Source organism: Hyunsoonleella pacifica (assembly GCF_004310335.1).
In the GTDB taxonomy this organism is placed as follows: domain Bacteria; phylum Bacteroidota; class Bacteroidia; order Flavobacteriales; family Flavobacteriaceae; genus Jejuia; species Jejuia pacifica.
Map to the genome: position 1 here is coordinate 485,264 of NZ_SIRS01000001.1, position 17,888 is coordinate 503,151.

Here is a 17,888-nt window from a genome sequence, read left to right on the forward strand (position 1 = left end):
CAAATGTGACTTAACAAAAGTTAATGTGTCTAAAAATTGACTATATTTAAGAAAATAAAATTATTAATCTAAAAAATTATTATCATGAGTAAACGTGACGAGCTTATTGCTAAATATGCTTCAGATTTAAAGGAAAAATGCGGAGTTAATGCAGATATGGATTTATTAACAAAAGTAACTATTGGTTGCGGACCATCTATCTATAATGCTGATGCATCTACAGTTTCAGGTTCTGATGAGTCTGAGTTAGAAACAGTAAAAAATAATTTTTTAATTAAAAAATTAGGGTTAGGTGCTGGCGATGATTTAGACGGTGCAATAGCATCTGTTATGGAGACTTATGGTAAATCTAACAGAAATAAATATAGAGCTGTTGTTTACTATTTATTAACTAAGCATTTTGGTAAAGAGTCAGTTTATTAGAAGAAAGCCCATATAAATTTACAAGCGTTGCAATTGCAGCGCTTTTTTTATGGAGTTTAATGTAATTGTATTTACCTATTGTTATAACTTTGCACCTTATGAAATTAGGAGAAATAAATACTTTAGAGATACTTCGAGAAACAGATCATGGCATTTATTTAATTGATGCAAATGATGATGAAGTATTGCTACCCAATAGATATGTGCCCTCTGAGTTTAAAATTTGGGATAAAATAGATGTTTTTATTTATTTAGATAATGAAGAACGTCCTGTAGCAACTACAGATGTTCCTTATGTTAAGCGTAATGAATTTGCACTTTTAAGATGTAATCAAGTAACAGATTTTGGTGCTTTTTTAGATTGGGGATTGGTAAAAGAATTGTTTTGCCCTTTTAAAGAACAAGCTTTTAAAATGAAACCAGGAGGATGGTACTTAGTGTATTGTTACCTAGATGAAAAGACAGAGCGTTTAGTAGCTTCTAGCAAAACCAACCGTTTTTTAGATAATAAAGAATTAACTGTTAATCAATTTGAAGAAGTAGATTTAATAGCCTCCCACCCATCGGATATTGGTTGGAATGTAATCGTTAATAAAATACACTCAGGGCTAATTTATAAGGATAATATTTATAAGGATATAAGTGTAGGAGATACTTTTAAAGGTGTCGTAAAAAAGATTAGACCAGGAAATAAGCTTGATATCTCATTAGAGAAAATAGGGTATAGAAATATTGAACCTAATGCAAAACGTATTCTACAAGAATTAGAAGACAATAGCGGTTTTTTAGATCTTACAGATAAGTCTGATCCAGAAGACATAAAATCGCAACTTCAAATGAGTAAAAAAAGTTTTAAAAAAGCCATTGGAAATCTATACAGACAAAGGCAAATTGAAATAAAGTCAGATGGTATTTACTTAATTACGACGTAAAATCACTCAGAATAAGATTTTATAATCTAGTTCAATGAGAATAACTTGCTATTTTTTACTTTGTTGTATACATGATTAATTGCGTCATAAATAGTATCGTAATCTACTTTTTCTGATAAACAAAAATCATTTTCAATTGTTGCATTCATCTTAGAAGCCGCATCATGACCAACAACACCGTATGACTTCAAATTTTTAACTTCTTCTCTATATTTTGGAGTATCTAATAATTCTACCGAATAAGAGTTCACTCTATTTGCAATAACTCCAAAGGGTTTTGTTTCTCCAAAATAAGATTTTAATTCTTCTAAAATAAGAGGTGCATTATTTATGTCGAAATGTATACCTTCATTTAATTCCACTACAGCAATGTGATTAAAAAAGAAGATATCTCCTAACTTGTTTTGAACAAATTTTACAATTTGATTTGAAAAATCAGATTCAATAATTTTCATTATTAAGGCTTTTTTATTCTAGTAGCACTAGATGGGTTAAAATTATCTAAAATAGTTATTTAACTATTTATCATTAAGACACATAAAAATAATATGTGTCACATTTTGTAATAAAAATAAGTCGGCAAATATACTATGCTTGCATAATATATAAAAGTTAAGTATCTAAAAATCAAAGTTTTGTGAAATAGTTAAATTATTTTAAAAAACTATAAAGAATTATCATTTTATATCACCTTAAAAGAGTAAATATTGTAAGAAAATATCATTTAGTTATTTATTTCTGAATGTTAAAATTTTAAAGAAAATTCTATCAAAATAAAATAGAGTAAAATAACGGCAAATAAATACATTTTAAATTAGTTATTTTTGCCCCATGATTTCAAAAGATACTATTGTAGCATTAGCAACGCCTTCTGGTGCAGGTGCTATTGCTGTAATTCGTTTATCAGGAAAAAGTGCGATTTATATAGCAGAAAAACAGTTTAAATCTGTATCGGGAAAACTTTTGACTAAGCAGAAGACTCACACTATTCACTTAGGACATATTATAGATAACGATATTGTTTTAGATGAGGTTTTAGTATCTCTTTTTAAGAACCCTAATTCTTACACAGGAGAGGATGTTGTAGAAATCTCATGCCATGGTTCTAATTACATTCAGCAAGAAATTATACAGTTGTTTTTAAGAAAAGGATGTAGAATGGCTAATGCTGGAGAATTTACGTTGAGAGCTTTTTTAAATGGAAAATTAGACTTAAGTCAAGCAGAAGCAGTAGCAGACCTGATAGCTAGCGATAATGCAGCATCACACCAAATTGCAATGCAGCAAATGCGTGGAGGGTTTTCTTCTGAAATAGCTAAGTTAAGAGAAGAACTTTTAAATTTTGCATCTTTAATAGAGTTAGAGTTAGATTTTGCAGAAGAAGATGTGGAATTTGCTGACAGAACTCAGTTTAAAGATTTAGTAGCTCGAATTACATTTGTATTAAAACGCCTTATAGATTCATTTGCAGTTGGTAATGTTATAAAAAATGGTATTCCAGTGGCCATTGTAGGAGAACCTAATGTTGGTAAATCAACATTATTAAACGCTTTATTAAATGAAGAACGTGCTATAGTATCTGAGATTGCGGGAACAACCAGAGACACTATTGAAGATGAAATTTCTATAGGAGGTATAGGGTTTCGTTTTATAGATACGGCAGGTATTAGAGAAACAAAAGATATTGTTGAAAGTATTGGAATTAAAAAGACTTTTGAAAAAATAGAGCAATCTCAAGTTACTATATATCTATTTGATGCTAAGAAAAACATTGATAACCTTAAAGCTGTTTCTGTAGAAATAGAAAAGATAAAAAATAAATACCCCCAAAAACCCCTGTTGGTAATTGCTAATAAAATAGATCAGTTAAATGATATACAATTAACCAAGATTAAAAAATATATTACAGATATACTCCTATTATCAGCTAAAACTGGTTTAGGTGTAGAGCAATTAACAGATGCTCTTTTAAATCTTATAAATACTGGAGCGCTAAGAAATAACGAAACTATTGTTACAAATTCCCGCCATTACGATGCTCTTTTAAAAGCTTTTGAGGAAATTCAAAAAGTAAAAGAAGGTTTGGAAACAGGATTGTCAGGTGATTTATTGGCCATTGATATTCGTCAGGCTCTGTATCATTTTGGAGAGATTACAGGAGAGATTACAAATGATGATTTATTAGGTAATATATTTGCTAATTTCTGTATTGGGAAGTAATGTATCCAATCGTATCAAAAAACACATTCAGGTTTCTTTAGCCCTAAAAGCTTTCATATAGAAGTCATTTAATTCTTTCTTTTAAACTTAATTCAGTTAATATTTCTTGAGGTTTCCCCTAATACTCATGTCAGTTTTTATATCAATAAAAAATAAGTAGGAAATTAGAGAGTTTAATACTAATGCATATTATAACAGTTACTTTAGATAAGAAATTATTGAATCTTTAATTCGTTAAATTTTAACTTAAAGCCATAGTTTGTGGTAAAAAAGGGCAAAGATTTTTTAAATTAAGAAAAAAAGACTATTTTCAATAGGAAATACCTATAAATGAGGATGTTTTTGTTTTTATTAAAAATTTAGTTTTGATAAAATTAAAAAACTAAAAATTATGCCAAACAATTTCATCGGAACATTTAATTTGAAAAATCAAAATGACAAACAGTTCATTTATTCAAGCCAACTTTATGGCACTTTTTTCAACATTTATGCCCAACCAATTTTGAATGAAGACGAAACCAAACTAATGACACTTAGACTTTTTCTAATTAACTATAAGGGCCATTTAAATCTTGGACTTATGAAAACAGAAAATGAATCGCAGTCAATTGAATTGAATAATGGTAAAATTGAATTCAAGCTTCACGTAAGAGCTTTAGAACCTATTAATGGTGAGGAAGATTCTGTTGACTTGGATTTTAATGGAATCCAATTAAATGAAGTTAAGGAGTGGGTGGTTGATAGAGAGTTACACCCAATAGAAAATGCTTTGAGAAGTAATGGATCTAATCTTAATCAAGTATTTGACACGGAATTTTTTGAGAGAGATGGTGTTTATTTTACAGAAAGGATTAATCCAGAAAATGAAAAATCTCCTGGGCCAAGATGTAAAACTTCACACATAGAAGTCGTAAACAACAATCCCTAAATCTATTGTTAACTAACGGATAAAGTGCATAAACAAAGTTATAAATATTTAATTCTAATATTGTTTTATTTAAGGGTTTGCACTTGGCAGATTACTGCTCAGGATAAAATTGACTCGATTTTCATTCTAAAAAAGAATCTGAATTATGAAAAAGCCATTTCAAAAGTCGAATTGATAGAAGATCCATGGCTTAAGATAAGTATAAAAAATATTCTTTTTTTTGATATAGGTAGGGAAATGGAAAGTGTAGACATACCTGTAGAGAGTATGGATTTTCAAAAAAGATTTGTTCTAAGTTTAACTAAAGGAAATTTAGAGCTTTTAAAAAAAAAATATGGTAACATAGCAGCATTTGAGTATTTTCTTGAAGCCTATAAAGTAGCGGAAAACTCTAAAAATCGACACTTTCAGAAAGTAGCTCTACTTTACATTTTAAAAGAACTAAAAGGTCAGGTTTTTTTGGGATCCAATCAATTTGTTGGTTATATAGATGCCTTTAGAAAGGTATCACAGAATACTGAAGATTATGCAATATTGAGTCTTAACGAAACAGTCCTCTATTCAAAAGCTAATGACACTCTGGGGTACAATATTCTGGAATATAATAAGTCAATAAGAAAATTAGATTCGGTTTTTGGCCTCTTGGAAAAGACTAACAATTACTTTCCTTATTATTATCATGAAAAGGGAATTGAAAATAAGTTAAATAAGAATTATGATTCTGCTCAATATTACTTTAAAAAAGTAGAATATTTAACCAAGAATAGAGGACAATATCAGGAATTAATGGCCACAAATTATTGGCAAATCTCCGATATGTTTTTACAACAAGGAAGTCTTGCAGAAACTCAAAAATATAGGCAAATGTCCATTGAAAATGCTATTAGTCTAAGAGACACTTTTTACGATAATAGGTTGGGAGCAGAGTTTTATGAAAAAAAGCTAAACTTCAAAAAAGCATATGAATATCTAAAAAAGTCTAATAAAAATGAATACGAGTTATCTGCCAAAACTTACTCCTTTATGAGTAATCAATTGTCCAGACAATATAGAGAGGAAGCACGGGTCAAATACGATACGGCGAAAAAAGAGGAGCAAATATTTGTTGAACAGCAAAAGTTAAAGGAAAATAGGAATTGGCTGATCTCTTCGATAATTATTTTTATAATGGGAACTGGAGTTGCTATTTTATTACAAAAAAATACTTCTAAGAAACGTAAGTTGGCAGAACAAGAAGCTTTATTAAAACAGCAGCGAATTGAAAACCTGATTAAAGAACAAGAACTGGTCAGTATTGACGCGATGATTGAGGGTCAAGAAAAAGAAAGACAAAAAGTGGCTGGAGAATTACATGACGATTTGGGTAGTTTGATGGCCACAATAAAGTTACATTTTGAAAATGCTGAAGCCAGTAAAAAAGACAAAGCACTTAAAAAAGTTGAGGGCTTACTTGAGGAAGCTTATCAAAAAATCCGAGGAATGGCACGTAGTAGGAATTCTGGTATGATGAGTGATCAAGGCCTCTTGCAGGCAATAAAAAAAATGGCCAAGACCATTACCGAAGCAAATGCTTTGAAGGTTACCGTTGAAGATTTTGGAATGGGTGAGAGAATAGAAAATTCCTTGGAGCTTTCTGTTTTTCGTATGGTTCAAGAGTTGGTTGCTAATGCTATTAAGCATTCTGAAGCTTCACAAGTTAATATTCAGTTGAGTCAGTATAATGACAACCTGAATATTATTGTTGAAGACAATGGTAAGGGATTTGACCGATCGCAAATGAATAAAAATCACTCAGGAATGGGTTTGACTAATATTGAAAAACGAGTGGAACATTTAGAAGGTAATTTTACGATAGACAGTATTATTGGTAAAGGAACCTCCATATTAATTGATGTACCTATATGATAACAGTAGCCATAGCAGAAGATCACCAAGCCTTAATCGATGGTATAGAATCCTATGTAAAATATGAGGACGATATCAAAGTGATTGGTCACGCAAATAATGGAGAAGATCTACTGCGACTGGTTCGGTTAAAGCAGCCAAAAGTTGTACTCTGTGATATCCGAATGCCTAAGCTAGATGGTATTGAAGCTACCAGAACAATCCTCAAAGAAATGCCATATACCAAGATTATTGCATTTACAATGTTTGATCAAGATGACGCTGTGAGACAGATGTTGGAGGCCGGAGCTCAAGGTTATATTCTCAAAAACAGTAGTTTGGAGGTTGTTCTAGAAGCAATAAGAACTGTAGCTTCTGGAAAGACTTATTTTGACAAAAAAATTAATATGCCTACTGCAGAAAAAAATATATCGAAAAGCATTTTATCTACTCGCGAGCAGGAAATTTTACAATTAATTTCGAAAGGATATACTTCTCACCAAATAGCGGACCAACTTTTTATTGGTAAAAGCACAGTAGATACTCATCGCAAAAATATGATTCGAAAATTGGGACTAAATGGGGCTAACGAATTATTACGTTATGCAATAGAAATGAAATACGACTTTTAAAAATCCCTAGAAATGGGTATACCCCAGTAAAGGTTTTTTATAAATCTTTGAAGCCTTAAACTTAATAAAATGTACAAAGGCTATTCTCTTCACATTGGGGTCAATTCAGTTAATCCAAAACACTACGGTTCTAACGGTAGATTGTCATGCTGTCAAAATGATGCATTGTATATGCAGTCAATAATGAAAGCAAATGGTTTTCGAACAAAAACGCTATTAACAGAAAATGCAACAAGAAAAAAAGTAAGTCAGAGTTGGCTCGAATTAGCAAGAAATTCTCAAAAGGGAGACTTTGTAATAATTACTTATTCTGGCCATGGAAGTTTTATTCCTGATATGAATGGAGACGAATCAAAAGATGACCAGCGAGATGAAACTTGGTGTTTGTATGACGCTCAATTAGTAGATGATGAGATTTATTTGTTGAGTAGTAATTTTAAAGAAGGAGTAAGAGTATTGATTATTACAGATAGTTGTCATAATAAATCGATTTACAAGAATTTTTTAGTTGATGAAGATAAAGCTAAAGCTTTCGATGAGGAAAAGTCTATTGAGATATTTGAAAAAAATAAGCCTTTCTATGAGGCTATCCAACAACTTTTGGGGTCAATTGAAAATGTTCAATTAAAGTGCGGGCTCGTGACTTTAGCAGCATGTAAAGATGATGAAAAAGCTAAGCCAGGTTTCCCATTAAGTGAGTTTACTCAAAACCTAAAAGATGTTTGGAATAATGGGGTATTTAAAGGCGATCACGAAGCTTTAATTGATAAAATAAGGGAGCTGACACCAACAGGGCGTACACCACAAATTTCCTTTGAAGGAAACCAAGATCACAATTTTATTAAAACTAATCCATTCAAAATTTAAACTATGAAAACAAATATCATCAAGTTTGTTATAATTCTAACACTAATTCCACTTTTCGTAACGGCGCAAAATGGGGAAATCTATTACTACTTAGATAGCAAAAATAAGGTTCAAAAAATAGAAGTAAATGACGTTAAGGAATCAATAACATTAATAGAAAATCCAAAAAGTTTTGGAGCTGCAGCCACTTCAATCTTGCCAGACGCTCTAAAGTTCGGATTGAAGAATCTCTCAAAATTAATTTATAATCCTAAAAAATATGTTGCGACTTTTGGTTCTGAGGTTAAACTGTTTGAAAAAAGTAATGATTCCTTAATAAATTATTTTGGTCTAAGTGGTTTTACCTACAAAAAGGTGATAGGTGGTAATGCCTTAGTTCAATTAGATTTTGATATTATCCCACCTTTTGGTAAGGACATCATATACTCAGGAGTTGAATTGCAATCTGTGACGCATAATTTCTCTGCTGCAAAACTCAAGAATGGTAGTAAGAACCAAAATATGGTCAATCTCATAGTGGATGTGACTATTTCCTATTTTGATAATAATGGAGAAAAACAAAAAATTGAATTAAACAGCTATACGCTTAACAATCACCTTCCAAAAAACAGAGGAGCCATAATTTTTGATTCTCCGCAAATGGAAATTTTCAACTTTAAAAATCTTGCTTTTGTTGAAAGTATTGAGGTAAGGATCACGGAAGTAAATGCAAGAAAAAAATATTGGGACAAGTTATTGGAAGAATATGATAACAAAAAAGATAAAATCCAAGAAGCTCTATTAGAGTTAATCAAAAAAGAAGATGAGTCATGAGACGAATAATAAGAAAATCTGATCTAGCTGATTATGAATTTAAATCTTTGGATAGTAAAAACTTAAGGGTAAATCCAGATAATCATTTAGATAAAGTTGCAAAACTAGTACCCGCAGAGATTGTTGGAGCTTTTTTGGCGGTAGATAATTTAATTTTGAGCCAACTGTCTAATGGAACAGATACTTTACACAAATCTGAAATTACATATTGGGTGGTATTTTTCATTTTATTGGTAGCAACTCCCTTTTATGTAAAGCGAGCCATTTCCTCGGAGTTTAAACTGCTAAAATCACAGATTTTTGTATCTACTTTAGCCTTCGTTTTTTGGGTTTATGCCATCGGGGGTCCCTTTAAATTGACAGATATTCATGATTATTTATTTGCAGGTTTGGGCTTAATACTTTTTTCAGTGATCTCACCTTTGTTAATACCCAAAAAATAAAGAATGATTTCAAAAAAAGCACTTGTTGTAGGGGTAAATTATTACGATAAATTTAACGGACTTTCAGGGTGTGTTAAAGATGCGAATGCTGTGGCATCTGCCCTTGAACATAATGATGATGATAAATCTCTTAATTTTTCTATAAATAGAATCATAGCAACAAATTCGGGGAGTATTTTGCGCAAAAAGGCTCTTGAAGATTCAGTTAAAGCGTTATTTGAAGACGATGTAGATGTCGCACTCTTTTATTTTTCGGGTCATGGCTTTATAAAACCTTCAGGAGGGTATCTGGTTACATCAGAATGTAAGGTAGGAGATGAGGGATTGTCGCTTTCAGAATTGCTGTATTACGCCAATGAATCTCCTGCCGACAATAAAATCATAATTTTAGATTGTTGCCATTCTGGTAAATTGGGATTGGACATTCATGCCAACGATATCGCAAAATTATCAGAGGGTTTAACCATATTATGTTCATCAGCTGAAGACGAGGTTTCAGTAGAGAAATACGGAAGAGGGGTTTTTACATCACTTTTGGTTGATGCCTTAGAAGGTAGTGCAGCTGATATCTTAGGTAATATTTTCTTAGAAAATTTATATGCAAATATCTCTCCGGCACTAAGCATTTGGGAACAAACCCCAGTCTGTAGAATTAGTATAAATGGGCTTACTTTAATAAAAAAGACTAAACCTGCTATAACTATTGCTGATTTGCGAAAAATAGCTGAATTATTCAATGATACCGATGATGAACATCAGCTAGACCCCTCTTACGAACCAGAGAGTAATATGCCAAATCTAGTAAACACAAAAAAGTTTGGAGTATTGCAAAAGTACAATCGATTAAACCTGGTTGTACCTATTGAAGCCCCACATATGTATCATGCAGCAATATGGTCTAAATCTTGCGTATTGACCCCGTTGGGCAGATATTATTGGAAATTGGTTTCAAATAAAAAAATATAGCTATGAGTGATTCCTCCCAATTATGGAATGAATTCGAGAAAGACTCCATATATGTTGAAAACAAAGAATTGTACCAAGCCCATATTTTAGAGCAGTACAAGATGTACACCGAAATGGCCGATCGCATTAGTCAGAGAAGGAATTCGACTAATGTGTTTTTTTTAAGCTTAAGTACTTCTTTAATTACTGGATTAGGTTTCGCCTTGGCTAACCAAGATAAATATTCTTATTACATTCCCATTCTCCTTGCTTGTCTCGGGCTTGTAATCTGTATTGCCTGGTGGTGGATTTTACGATCCTATAGAAATTTAAATTCTGCTAAATTCAAAGTTGTAGGTCAACTAGAAGAAAGACTCCCTTCAAGCCCATATTGGTCTGCTGAGTGGAAAGAATTGGGCGAAGGCAAATCACTAAAAAAATACTTGCCTTTGAGCAAATTAGAGCAGTTTGTACCATTGATATTCCTCATATTCTATTTATGTGTTTTTGTGAAAAGTCTATTTGACGAAAACTTTTTTAAAGATATTATCTAATTAATAGTTATAATTGGATGAATTCCATTGAATTAAAATTTTATTTGACTCATCGATGAAGTTCTCATTTAAGAAATTTTTGTTTGGCCATGATGTTTTCATATCCTACTCTCGAAAAGATACTAGCGATTATGCAGCGGCTTTGGTTAATGAACTTACTAAAAAGAAAATAGAGTGCTTTATAGATCAACATGGAACCGAACCTGGCGAAGATCTTCCCAGTAATCTTAAAAGAACTCTGTTAAGATGTGACTTTTTTGTTCTCCTTGGTTCTGATAATGCCTTGAAATCAGAAGCAGTATTAGAAGAAGTTGTTTTATTCAAAAACCAAAGAAATAAAAGACCAATTATTCCCGTCGACTTTGGTTCACTAGAAGATGCAGATTGGTTCGATGAAATTAGGGGTTTAGCTCTCGCAAAAGAAAATTCAGACGCCTTAATGCTAGGACAGCCCTCAGAGAAAATTGTCAAAAGGATTTTAGATACCATTGGTTTTAATACTAAGAATTCTAGACTTCGAAAATTAACTTATTTAACGATAACGGCTATATTATTTGGTCTCTTAGTTGCATTTTTTACATTTAATTCTTTTCAAAAAATCATTGAACAATCGAAACATACTATTGGTAAATTAAATACTGAATCAGATTCATTGTTAAATTCAATTGAAATAGGAGAAAACCGAATAAGGGATATTGAGAAATTGGCTCAAGCTACCCAAAAAAGAGCTGACCGTGCAACGAGATTGGAAGAGTTAGCAAAAAAGAGTTTGCAAGAAGTTCGAACGACCCTCAAAAAAAACCAATTTGAATTGGACTTGAGTCAAGCTATAAATGAATTTCGTAATGGCGAGGAACAACTTGTCAAATCAGATGTCTTTTATGCTGAATATACATTTGAAAAAGTTTATGAAGAATTTACCCGTATTGAAATGAATCCAATTATTATAAAGCATGCTTTGGCTGCTACAGAGGCCGGTATGTTGGGTAGCAATATAATTACCACTCTTCAACCGGCGGTATCATATATATTCTTATCAGAAAACGAAAAGAAAATATTAATTGTTTATGATCACCAGAATTTTGGAGGGAATCCAGAATTAGAAGGTATTCAAGATTGGACTTCATTTGAAGTTATTGATTTGCAGACAGGTGAACGATTTATCGAAAAAGAAATTGGATCAGAAGTTGGGGCATTCATATATTCTGGCCTTCACAGATCTGAGATTGCCGAGTTTAAAGATTCAGGAGAAGAACTTTTACTTATTCAAAACGATACAGTATTTTATGAATATTCTTTAATTACAGGAATACGAAAAGAGGTTGAGAAATCGAATGAATATAGTAAAATTGAAAATAATTATTTGAAATTTCCAAACCCAAAAGAAAGTAGAGATTCCATTCTAGTCAACAACGAATTGGATGATGACAATCTATATAGAACTCACCCAGATGATGGTATAGACGTAGAATATGGTCGTAGATTAGTCGATCATGTAATTGTTGAATCGCCAGATGGACGAATAATTTTTGCAGGCACCTATGAAGGTAGAATGCTGGTTCTTGATACAGCTACCGGTTTTAAAAGAGGTGAGATGCAAGGTAAGCCAGTATTTGCGGCACAATTTGCTGCAGATGGAAAATCAGTATTTGTTGCCGATGAAGGGAATCTGTGGCAAATTGATACGTCAAGCTTGAATTCGGTCAATGATTTTTCACTAGACTTAGTGGAAAGAGGTAAATATAGTTGGAAAAATGAAAAGCTTTTAGATGTTAGAATTGCTAATGATGGCACTGCTTTGGTGGTAATAACTACGGACAGAATAAGGGTTCTAAGATTGAATTTAGGTGAATGGGTTGAATGGTATTTACCTCAATTAATAAAAGAGGTTTCTTGTTTAAGAATAAATCCTGTTCAAAATGAAGTTCATTTCATTTCAGGAAAAGGCATCATTTTCTGTTATAATTACTCTAAGAATAAGGGAATCTATGATATGGAATTTTATAGCCCTGAAGATTCTGAATTTATAAGCTGGATTGATAAAGGAAAAAAAATGGTATGGTTGGCTGAAAAAAAAATTTACAACAATCAAATAAAATTAATTAAAAAGTCAATTAAAAATTCAAAACCAAGAATTTCATACTTGGAAATCCCAGAAGCAGAAGACTATTTTGAAAGAGAAGTACATGCAATTGCACGTTTGGGAAATGAATTGAATATATTTTATGGTGATTCTGAAACTTTTTCTAAGGACTCTGAGTGTGTTGAAGGAAGAGTTTTAATGATGTCTATAAACGAATCTAATATCAGGAATGATACGCTGATTTTTGAACCATCAAGTATTACTGATGGATTAGGTGAAGTTCATTGGAATGTTGATCGAATCAAGAAAATTTTATCCGTATCCAATAAGAATAAGATAATGGCACTAAAAGAGTTCAATGGAACTATGGTAATCGACAATAATGCTGAGGTATCTGAAATTATGAGCAATTTAGGTGCATGGGAAGTAATCTTTAATAAAATTAATACGTATTTGTTTGAGTTGAATTTCTCTGAAGAAACAGACATGATAACCCTTTCAATTAGTCATCAATTTAATGATCTTGATTTTGCATATCATTTACCTTGGAGGTTTTCTAGAAAGCCTGAATTTGCTTCTGTTAGTATGGATGGTAAAAAAATTGTTTTAGCAAATGAGGAAGGAGACATTATGATTCACGACGTATCGAGTTATATACCAGATTAATAGTTTGTGCCAAAATGGAAAGTCTACATATCATCAACCTTTATAGACCTTAGGGAGTATAGGCAAACACTTAAAAACTTGATTGAAAATCAATTAAAGGATAAGTTTGAATTACACCCTAAAATTATGGAAAGGATGTATGATACTGGAGATTTTCAATTGTTTACTGAAGATTGTGAAAAGGCAGTAAAGGAAAGTGATATTTATGTATTGATTTTTGGTAAAAGGGTAGGTTCATATCCACCAGATGAAAAAAGAACCTATACAGAGATTGAGTTTGATGCGGCAATACGGCACAACAAAAAAATATTTTGTCTTCCTCTTGTAGAATTCGATAAGAATGAGGTTGATAATATCGAAGAGTACAATCGTATTAAAGAAAAGTTTCGGGGGAAGTTTAGTCATCCTTTTAAGAATGAAACCGAACTAGAAAATGCTTTATTTAAATGTTTATTCCCGTTTAGTTTTCTTAATCCAATCAATAAGAAAAATCCATATAAAGGTCTTAAATCGTTTGGAGTTAATGACGGAACATATTTTTTTGGAAGAAAGAAGGAAATAAATCAATGTGTAAAGATTCTTAGGGCAAAATCGGGTAATATTTTTTTAAGTATTATAGGTGATTCTGGTATTGGAAAGAGTTCTTTTGTTAAGGCGGGAATTATATATAACCTAAAACAACAGGACGAATTCAAAAAATACAACTATGTAGTTATTACCCCTGGAAAAAAACCTTTTTTTAATTTAAGATATAGCTTGTTAGATGCTGGAATAATATCCAGTAATGATATAACATCTGATGAGATTATTAATAAGCTACACAATCTTATAATATGTATTGACCAGTTTGAAGAGATTATCACACAATGCAATGATAAAGATAAAGCATCGCTAAGAGAAAGGGAACAACTTTTGGAACTCTTAACTGGGATTAGCAAGATGTCTAAATCTCATTCAAGTATTATTGTTTTAATTAATTTTAGAAGTGATTTTGCCACCGCATTAGCAAATTTTGAGTTTGTTAGCGGCAATCACCAAATTAAATTTCTACTAAATAGCTTAGACTATAAATTACATCCAGAGAATTGGGAAAATAGCCTTAAAGAAATAATAGCTGAGCCCGCACGAGTAAATGGGGTTAAATTTCATGAAGAACTAATATTGTCTTTATTAAATGATACAAAGGAAATCGATGGTACTTTACCAATATTACAATTTACTCTTCAAATGCTTTGGAATGATGAAACTATTGAGGATGGAATAATTAGTACTCAAGAATTTGTGAAAATTTCTGGTAACAGAGGAATTACAGGAATTATTCAGGAACATGCAGAGAATGTGTATAGAAATGTTACTCGAAACGGAAAAAACAAGAAGAAGGAATTAATCTTGAAGAGCTTGCTCGTTAATTTAATTGAAGTTACTAGCAATAAAAAAGATGTGAAACGTACAGTTGACAAGAGTAGTGTTTTTGATAGTTTGAATAATCATTATGACCAATCAGAGGTTAAACAAGTTTTTGAATATTTAGTTGGAGAAGAAGGAAGGCTCGTTTCAATATGGAAATCATCAGCTAGCCTTAATGAAGATGATGAATTTGAAGATGATTTTAGTATTGAAATTGTTCATGAAGCTTTGATTAGAAGATGGGAGAGACTAAAAGTATGGATAGACGAAAGAAGGAATGCTCTAAAATACCGCGATAGGTTGTTAAATCATATAGAAGGTTACGAAAATGGAGATGAAAAGTTATTATCGCTTAAAAAAACCCGTAGGGCTAATAAATGGAGGTCTAGCAATCCCGATTTGTCAAACGAAGACATCAATGAATTTATATCAAAAAGTCAAAATTCATTTATGTCTAAAGCCAAGTGGTCGTTATCAATGATAATTCTATTCGGTTCTTTCTTGTTTGCTTACTTCATATGGTTTCAACCTTACAATAAAAAAAAGAGTTTTTTTAAGCAATTAGTAAATGCGGATTACTTTTTTTCATTGGAGTTACCAAAAGATGAGGAGATACTTCAAAATTTTCTAGATAGTCTGCAAAACCTTACTGTTGATTTTAACAATTATGACTACATCTTAGATAATCTAGAATTCTTTAAGGGACTGAAACGATTAGAAATTAATGAAGCTCCAATAAAGGATTTAGAGTTTTTAAAAAACCTTAAAAACCCTCACAGGCTTAAATTTCTGAGGATATACGAATGCTCAGGCTTGAAAAAAATGAAAGGTGTTGAGGTATTAGATTCAATCCAATTTTTTGAACTTGAAGGTTATGACGATGAAACTTTTATTGATGTTGAAAATTTAAATTCCTTAAAATCTTTAACCACATTAATACTTGATTTTGTTGAAATTGAAGATTTAGATTTTTTGTCCGGTCTTTCTGGTCTAAAAACCCTCATAATTTCCTCGTGTAACTTTAAAAATGAACAGTTAAGCCTGAAACCTCTAGGTAATATAGAATTACAAAATTTGGATATAGACATTTATGATTCTAATTGGAATATCCAGACTTTAGAGGATATGACCTATATGGACAGTTTATCCTTGGATTTTAGTTATAGTGAAATAAAAGAAAATTTCGTTAATAAATTTTTGGAGCAAACTCCAAACTTAAAATATCTAAAGATCAGTGGAGATTTTTCAGGTAAAGGACTCCTCAAAGGAAATTTAAATGAGAAATTAAAAGAGCTTGATATTAACAGCAATGAGATTTTTGAATTTGAAATTTTAGAAGACTTAAAGAACTTAGAAGTATTAGGTCTTTCCGAATTAATTATTAATGAGAAACCAACCCTTACTGAAATTAAAAACCTGGAAAAACTAGATTTGAGGAACATTGATGGATTAAATAGTCTAAATGAAATTGGGGTAATGCCAAAACTTAAATCTATATCAATTACCAATCAGAATAATTTAAGGAATTTGGATATCCTTAATACCACAGATGGACTGGAAGAGTTGAGTATAACCTATTGTGATTCTTTAGTAGATATCAATTTTAAAGGGATGTTAAGTGACCTAAAAGTTTTTAGACTAAACGGAAATCGTAGACTACATGAATTGGGTAATATTTCAAATGCTGGGAGTTTGGAAAGTTTGGAATTTGAATTAAATTCTGAAATCAGCGACTTTAATTTTTTAAATGATCTCAGGCAACTGAAAAGTCTTAAAATAAATTTACGAAATCTAATAAGCTATAATCCCATTCCAAATATCCACAAGCTAAGGTCTCTTGATTCATTAGAATTACGCAATTCAAAATATCCCATAAGCTTTAATGAATTAGAAGGACTCAATAGTTTAGAATATCTAAATATTTACAGAAATACATCTCTCATAGACCTTCATGGTCTTGAAAAACTTGAATCCTTAAATAACTTAACCTTAAGAAATTGCCCAAACTTAAGTAATTATCAAAATCTTGAAAATTTAGATCAAGTCAAAGAAATTAACATTTTTGGTATTTCCAATAAGGATTCAAATTTTCTGTACAAAAAACTTCCTCAAGGAAAAATATTTATACGATTTAAGGAATCAGAAGGTTTAAGTCTATCATCAATTGACAGTATTCTTGAGGTTAATCCAAATATTAAATTCTAAAATATACTCTTCGAATTTTATAATTAATGTAATGTTATTCAGAATAAAAATATTACAATTCTAATGGTTTTATAGTCTGACTTTTTAAGAGATGTATTTCAAGTTCAAAACAATTACGGTTTTGGATGGTTTACTATGTTTAAAAATCCTCATAAAAACGCAATTCCATTTCAATTCTCCTATTTTGAGCACGTTTTTGAAAAGTAGCATTGTCTTCTCTTAAATCTTTATTATCGTATTCTCGATTTTTGTAGTCACGATTTACGGGCATATACTCGGCATAACTTGCAGCGGAGATAATCTGTTCAGCGGGATTAATCCCACCAAAGTCCCTCATATAGGAATAAACAGCTTGAGCACGGTTACTTGCTAGTCTTAAATTGAAATTTTTCGTCTTACGGGTATTTGTTGTATCGGCATGGCCTAAAATCCGAATTTCCTGAATTTCCCCCCTCTTTTCCTTTAAAATTTCTGAGGCTGTTTCTATATAATTCTCACCGCGTTTTTTTAAAGCATATTTACCAGATTCAAACAAAATATTTTCCCCAAAAATTATTTTCTGGGAGGTTAAATTGTTGAAAAATTTGATGTCGTAGTCGTCATTAGTGTTTTTCTTAGAAAAGGAAATAATATACTCTTTTTGTTCTTTATTGGGTTGGCGGTATGCTACACTATATGTTTTAGCAAAGCTTTCGATGATTTCCAGTTGTGTTTTTTCAATACGGTCAAAAATTGCCTCTTGTTGTTTTGCCTCTCTTTCATACTCCGAGATTTTAATTTGATAAGAGGCTAGCAGTAGTGTAAGTATGGCCACCAATGATATTGTGAGGTCCGTACCAGCAGTAAAGGTAGTTTCTTCTTGATATGTGTCTTCAAAATCATCCAT

At 31.4% G+C, this 17,888-nt stretch carries 15 protein-coding genes; 13 read left to right on the forward strand and 2 right to left on the reverse strand.

Going from position 1 to position 17,888, the window contains the following annotated elements; genetic code table 11:
- Nucleotides 1-84: 84 nt before the first annotated feature.
- Nucleotides 85-423 (forward strand): DUF2853 family protein, encoded by a 339-nt coding sequence (locus EYD46_RS01830; protein WP_130935344.1) that lies wholly within the window; start codon nucleotides 85-87, stop codon nucleotides 421-423.
- Nucleotides 424-521: 98 nt separating this feature from the next.
- Entirely contained in the window at nucleotides 522-1,355 is an 834-nt protein-coding gene (locus EYD46_RS01835) for a CvfB family protein (protein ID WP_130935345.1), read from the forward strand.
- A 26-nt stretch (nucleotides 1,356-1,381) separates the two neighbouring features.
- On the opposite strand, the gene EYD46_RS01840 is transcribed toward EYD46_RS01835, so the two are convergent.
- The gene (locus tag EYD46_RS01840; protein WP_130935346.1) at nucleotides 1,382-1,810 is read right to left on the reverse strand and encodes a hypothetical protein; all 429 of its coding nucleotides are present in this window, start codon (nucleotides 1,808-1,810) and stop codon (nucleotides 1,382-1,384) included.
- 376 nt (nucleotides 1,811-2,186) lie between these two features.
- Between EYD46_RS01840 and mnmE the strand changes: the two genes are divergently transcribed.
- The 11 genes from mnmE (at nucleotide 2,187) to EYD46_RS01895 (ending at nucleotide 17,002) form a co-directional block, all read left to right on the forward strand.
- Nucleotides 2,187-3,575 carry a tRNA uridine-5-carboxymethylaminomethyl(34) synthesis GTPase MnmE gene (gene mnmE, locus EYD46_RS01845; protein ID WP_130935347.1) on the forward strand — a complete coding sequence of 463 codons (1,389 nt, stop codon included), beginning with the start codon at nucleotides 2,187-2,189 and terminating at the stop codon, nucleotides 3,573-3,575.
- A 580-nt stretch (nucleotides 3,576-4,155) separates the two neighbouring features.
- Nucleotides 4,156-4,503 (forward strand): hypothetical protein, encoded by a 348-nt coding sequence (locus EYD46_RS01850; protein WP_130935348.1) that lies wholly within the window; start codon nucleotides 4,156-4,158, stop codon nucleotides 4,501-4,503.
- Nucleotides 4,504-4,527: 24 nt separating this feature from the next.
- Nucleotides 4,528-6,408, forward strand: a complete 1,881-nt coding sequence (locus EYD46_RS01855; RefSeq protein WP_130935349.1) for a sensor histidine kinase — start codon at nucleotides 4,528-4,530, stop codon at nucleotides 6,406-6,408.
- Entirely contained in the window at nucleotides 6,405-7,019 is a 615-nt protein-coding gene (locus EYD46_RS01860) for a response regulator (protein ID WP_130935350.1), read from the forward strand. The genes EYD46_RS01855 and EYD46_RS01860 overlap by 4 nt, the downstream gene beginning before the upstream one ends.
- 69 nt (nucleotides 7,020-7,088) lie before the next feature.
- Nucleotides 7,089-7,886 (forward strand): caspase family protein, encoded by a 798-nt coding sequence (locus tag EYD46_RS01865; protein WP_130935351.1) that lies wholly within the window; start codon nucleotides 7,089-7,091, stop codon nucleotides 7,884-7,886.
- Between the two features lie 3 nt (nucleotides 7,887-7,889).
- The gene (locus tag EYD46_RS01870; RefSeq protein ID WP_130935352.1) at nucleotides 7,890-8,699 is read left to right on the forward strand and encodes a hypothetical protein; all 810 of its coding nucleotides are present in this window, start codon (nucleotides 7,890-7,892) and stop codon (nucleotides 8,697-8,699) included.
- Nucleotides 8,696-9,142, forward strand: a complete 447-nt coding sequence (locus tag EYD46_RS01875) for a hypothetical protein (protein WP_130935353.1) — start codon at nucleotides 8,696-8,698, stop codon at nucleotides 9,140-9,142. The genes EYD46_RS01870 and EYD46_RS01875 overlap by 4 nt, the downstream gene beginning before the upstream one ends.
- 3 nt (nucleotides 9,143-9,145) lie before the next feature.
- The gene (locus EYD46_RS01880) at nucleotides 9,146-10,108 is read left to right on the forward strand and encodes a caspase family protein (protein WP_130935354.1); all 963 of its coding nucleotides are present in this window, start codon (nucleotides 9,146-9,148) and stop codon (nucleotides 10,106-10,108) included.
- A gap of 2 nt (nucleotides 10,109-10,110) precedes the next feature.
- Nucleotides 10,111-10,641 (forward strand): RipA family octameric membrane protein, encoded by a 531-nt coding sequence (locus EYD46_RS01885; protein ID WP_130935355.1) that lies wholly within the window; start codon nucleotides 10,111-10,113, stop codon nucleotides 10,639-10,641.
- A gap of 55 nt (nucleotides 10,642-10,696) precedes the next feature.
- Nucleotides 10,697-13,390: a toll/interleukin-1 receptor domain-containing protein gene (locus tag EYD46_RS01890; RefSeq protein ID WP_130935356.1), complete on the forward strand. Its 2,694-nt coding sequence runs from the start codon at nucleotides 10,697-10,699 to the stop codon at nucleotides 13,388-13,390.
- 6 nt (nucleotides 13,391-13,396) lie between these two features.
- Entirely contained in the window at nucleotides 13,397-17,002 is a 3,606-nt protein-coding gene (locus EYD46_RS01895) for an nSTAND1 domain-containing NTPase (RefSeq protein WP_130935357.1), read from the forward strand.
- 139 nt (nucleotides 17,003-17,141) lie between these two features.
- Here EYD46_RS01895 and EYD46_RS01900 read toward each other — a convergent pair whose 3' ends face one another.
- Nucleotides 17,142-17,888 (reverse strand): OmpA family protein, encoded by a 747-nt coding sequence (locus EYD46_RS01900; RefSeq protein WP_130935358.1) that lies wholly within the window; start codon nucleotides 17,886-17,888, stop codon nucleotides 17,142-17,144.

What these genes read in the sequence shown, in the direction of transcription:
- EYD46_RS01835 (WP_130935345.1), top strand. Translation starts at nt 522, where the DNA reads ATGAAATTAGGAGAAATAAATACTTTAGAGATACTTCGAGAAACAGAT.
- EYD46_RS01880 (WP_130935354.1), top strand. Translation starts at nt 9,146, where the DNA reads ATGATTTCAAAAAAAGCACTTGTTGTAGGGGTAAATTATTACGATAAA.
- EYD46_RS01840 (WP_130935346.1), bottom strand. Translation starts at nt 1,810, where the DNA reads ATGAAAATTATTGAATCTGATTTTTCAAATCAAATTGTAAAATTTGTT.
- EYD46_RS01885 (WP_130935355.1), top strand. Translation starts at nt 10,111, where the DNA reads ATGAGTGATTCCTCCCAATTATGGAATGAATTCGAGAAAGACTCCATA.
- EYD46_RS01860 (WP_130935350.1), top strand. Translation starts at nt 6,405, where the DNA reads ATGATAACAGTAGCCATAGCAGAAGATCACCAAGCCTTAATCGATGGT.
- EYD46_RS01900 (WP_130935358.1), bottom strand. Translation starts at nt 17,888, where the DNA reads ATGGATGATTTTGAAGACACATATCAAGAAGAAACTACCTTTACTGCT.
- EYD46_RS01865 (WP_130935351.1), top strand. Translation starts at nt 7,089, where the DNA reads ATGTACAAAGGCTATTCTCTTCACATTGGGGTCAATTCAGTTAATCCA.
- EYD46_RS01830 (WP_130935344.1), top strand. Translation starts at nt 85, where the DNA reads ATGAGTAAACGTGACGAGCTTATTGCTAAATATGCTTCAGATTTAAAG.
- EYD46_RS01870 (WP_130935352.1), top strand. Translation starts at nt 7,890, where the DNA reads ATGAAAACAAATATCATCAAGTTTGTTATAATTCTAACACTAATTCCA.
- mnmE (WP_130935347.1), top strand. Translation starts at nt 2,187, where the DNA reads ATGATTTCAAAAGATACTATTGTAGCATTAGCAACGCCTTCTGGTGCA.
- EYD46_RS01875 (WP_130935353.1), top strand. Translation starts at nt 8,696, where the DNA reads ATGAGACGAATAATAAGAAAATCTGATCTAGCTGATTATGAATTTAAA.
- EYD46_RS01850 (WP_130935348.1), top strand. Translation starts at nt 4,156, where the DNA reads ATGAAAACAGAAAATGAATCGCAGTCAATTGAATTGAATAATGGTAAA.
- EYD46_RS01890 (WP_130935356.1), top strand. Translation starts at nt 10,697, where the DNA reads ATGAAGTTCTCATTTAAGAAATTTTTGTTTGGCCATGATGTTTTCATA.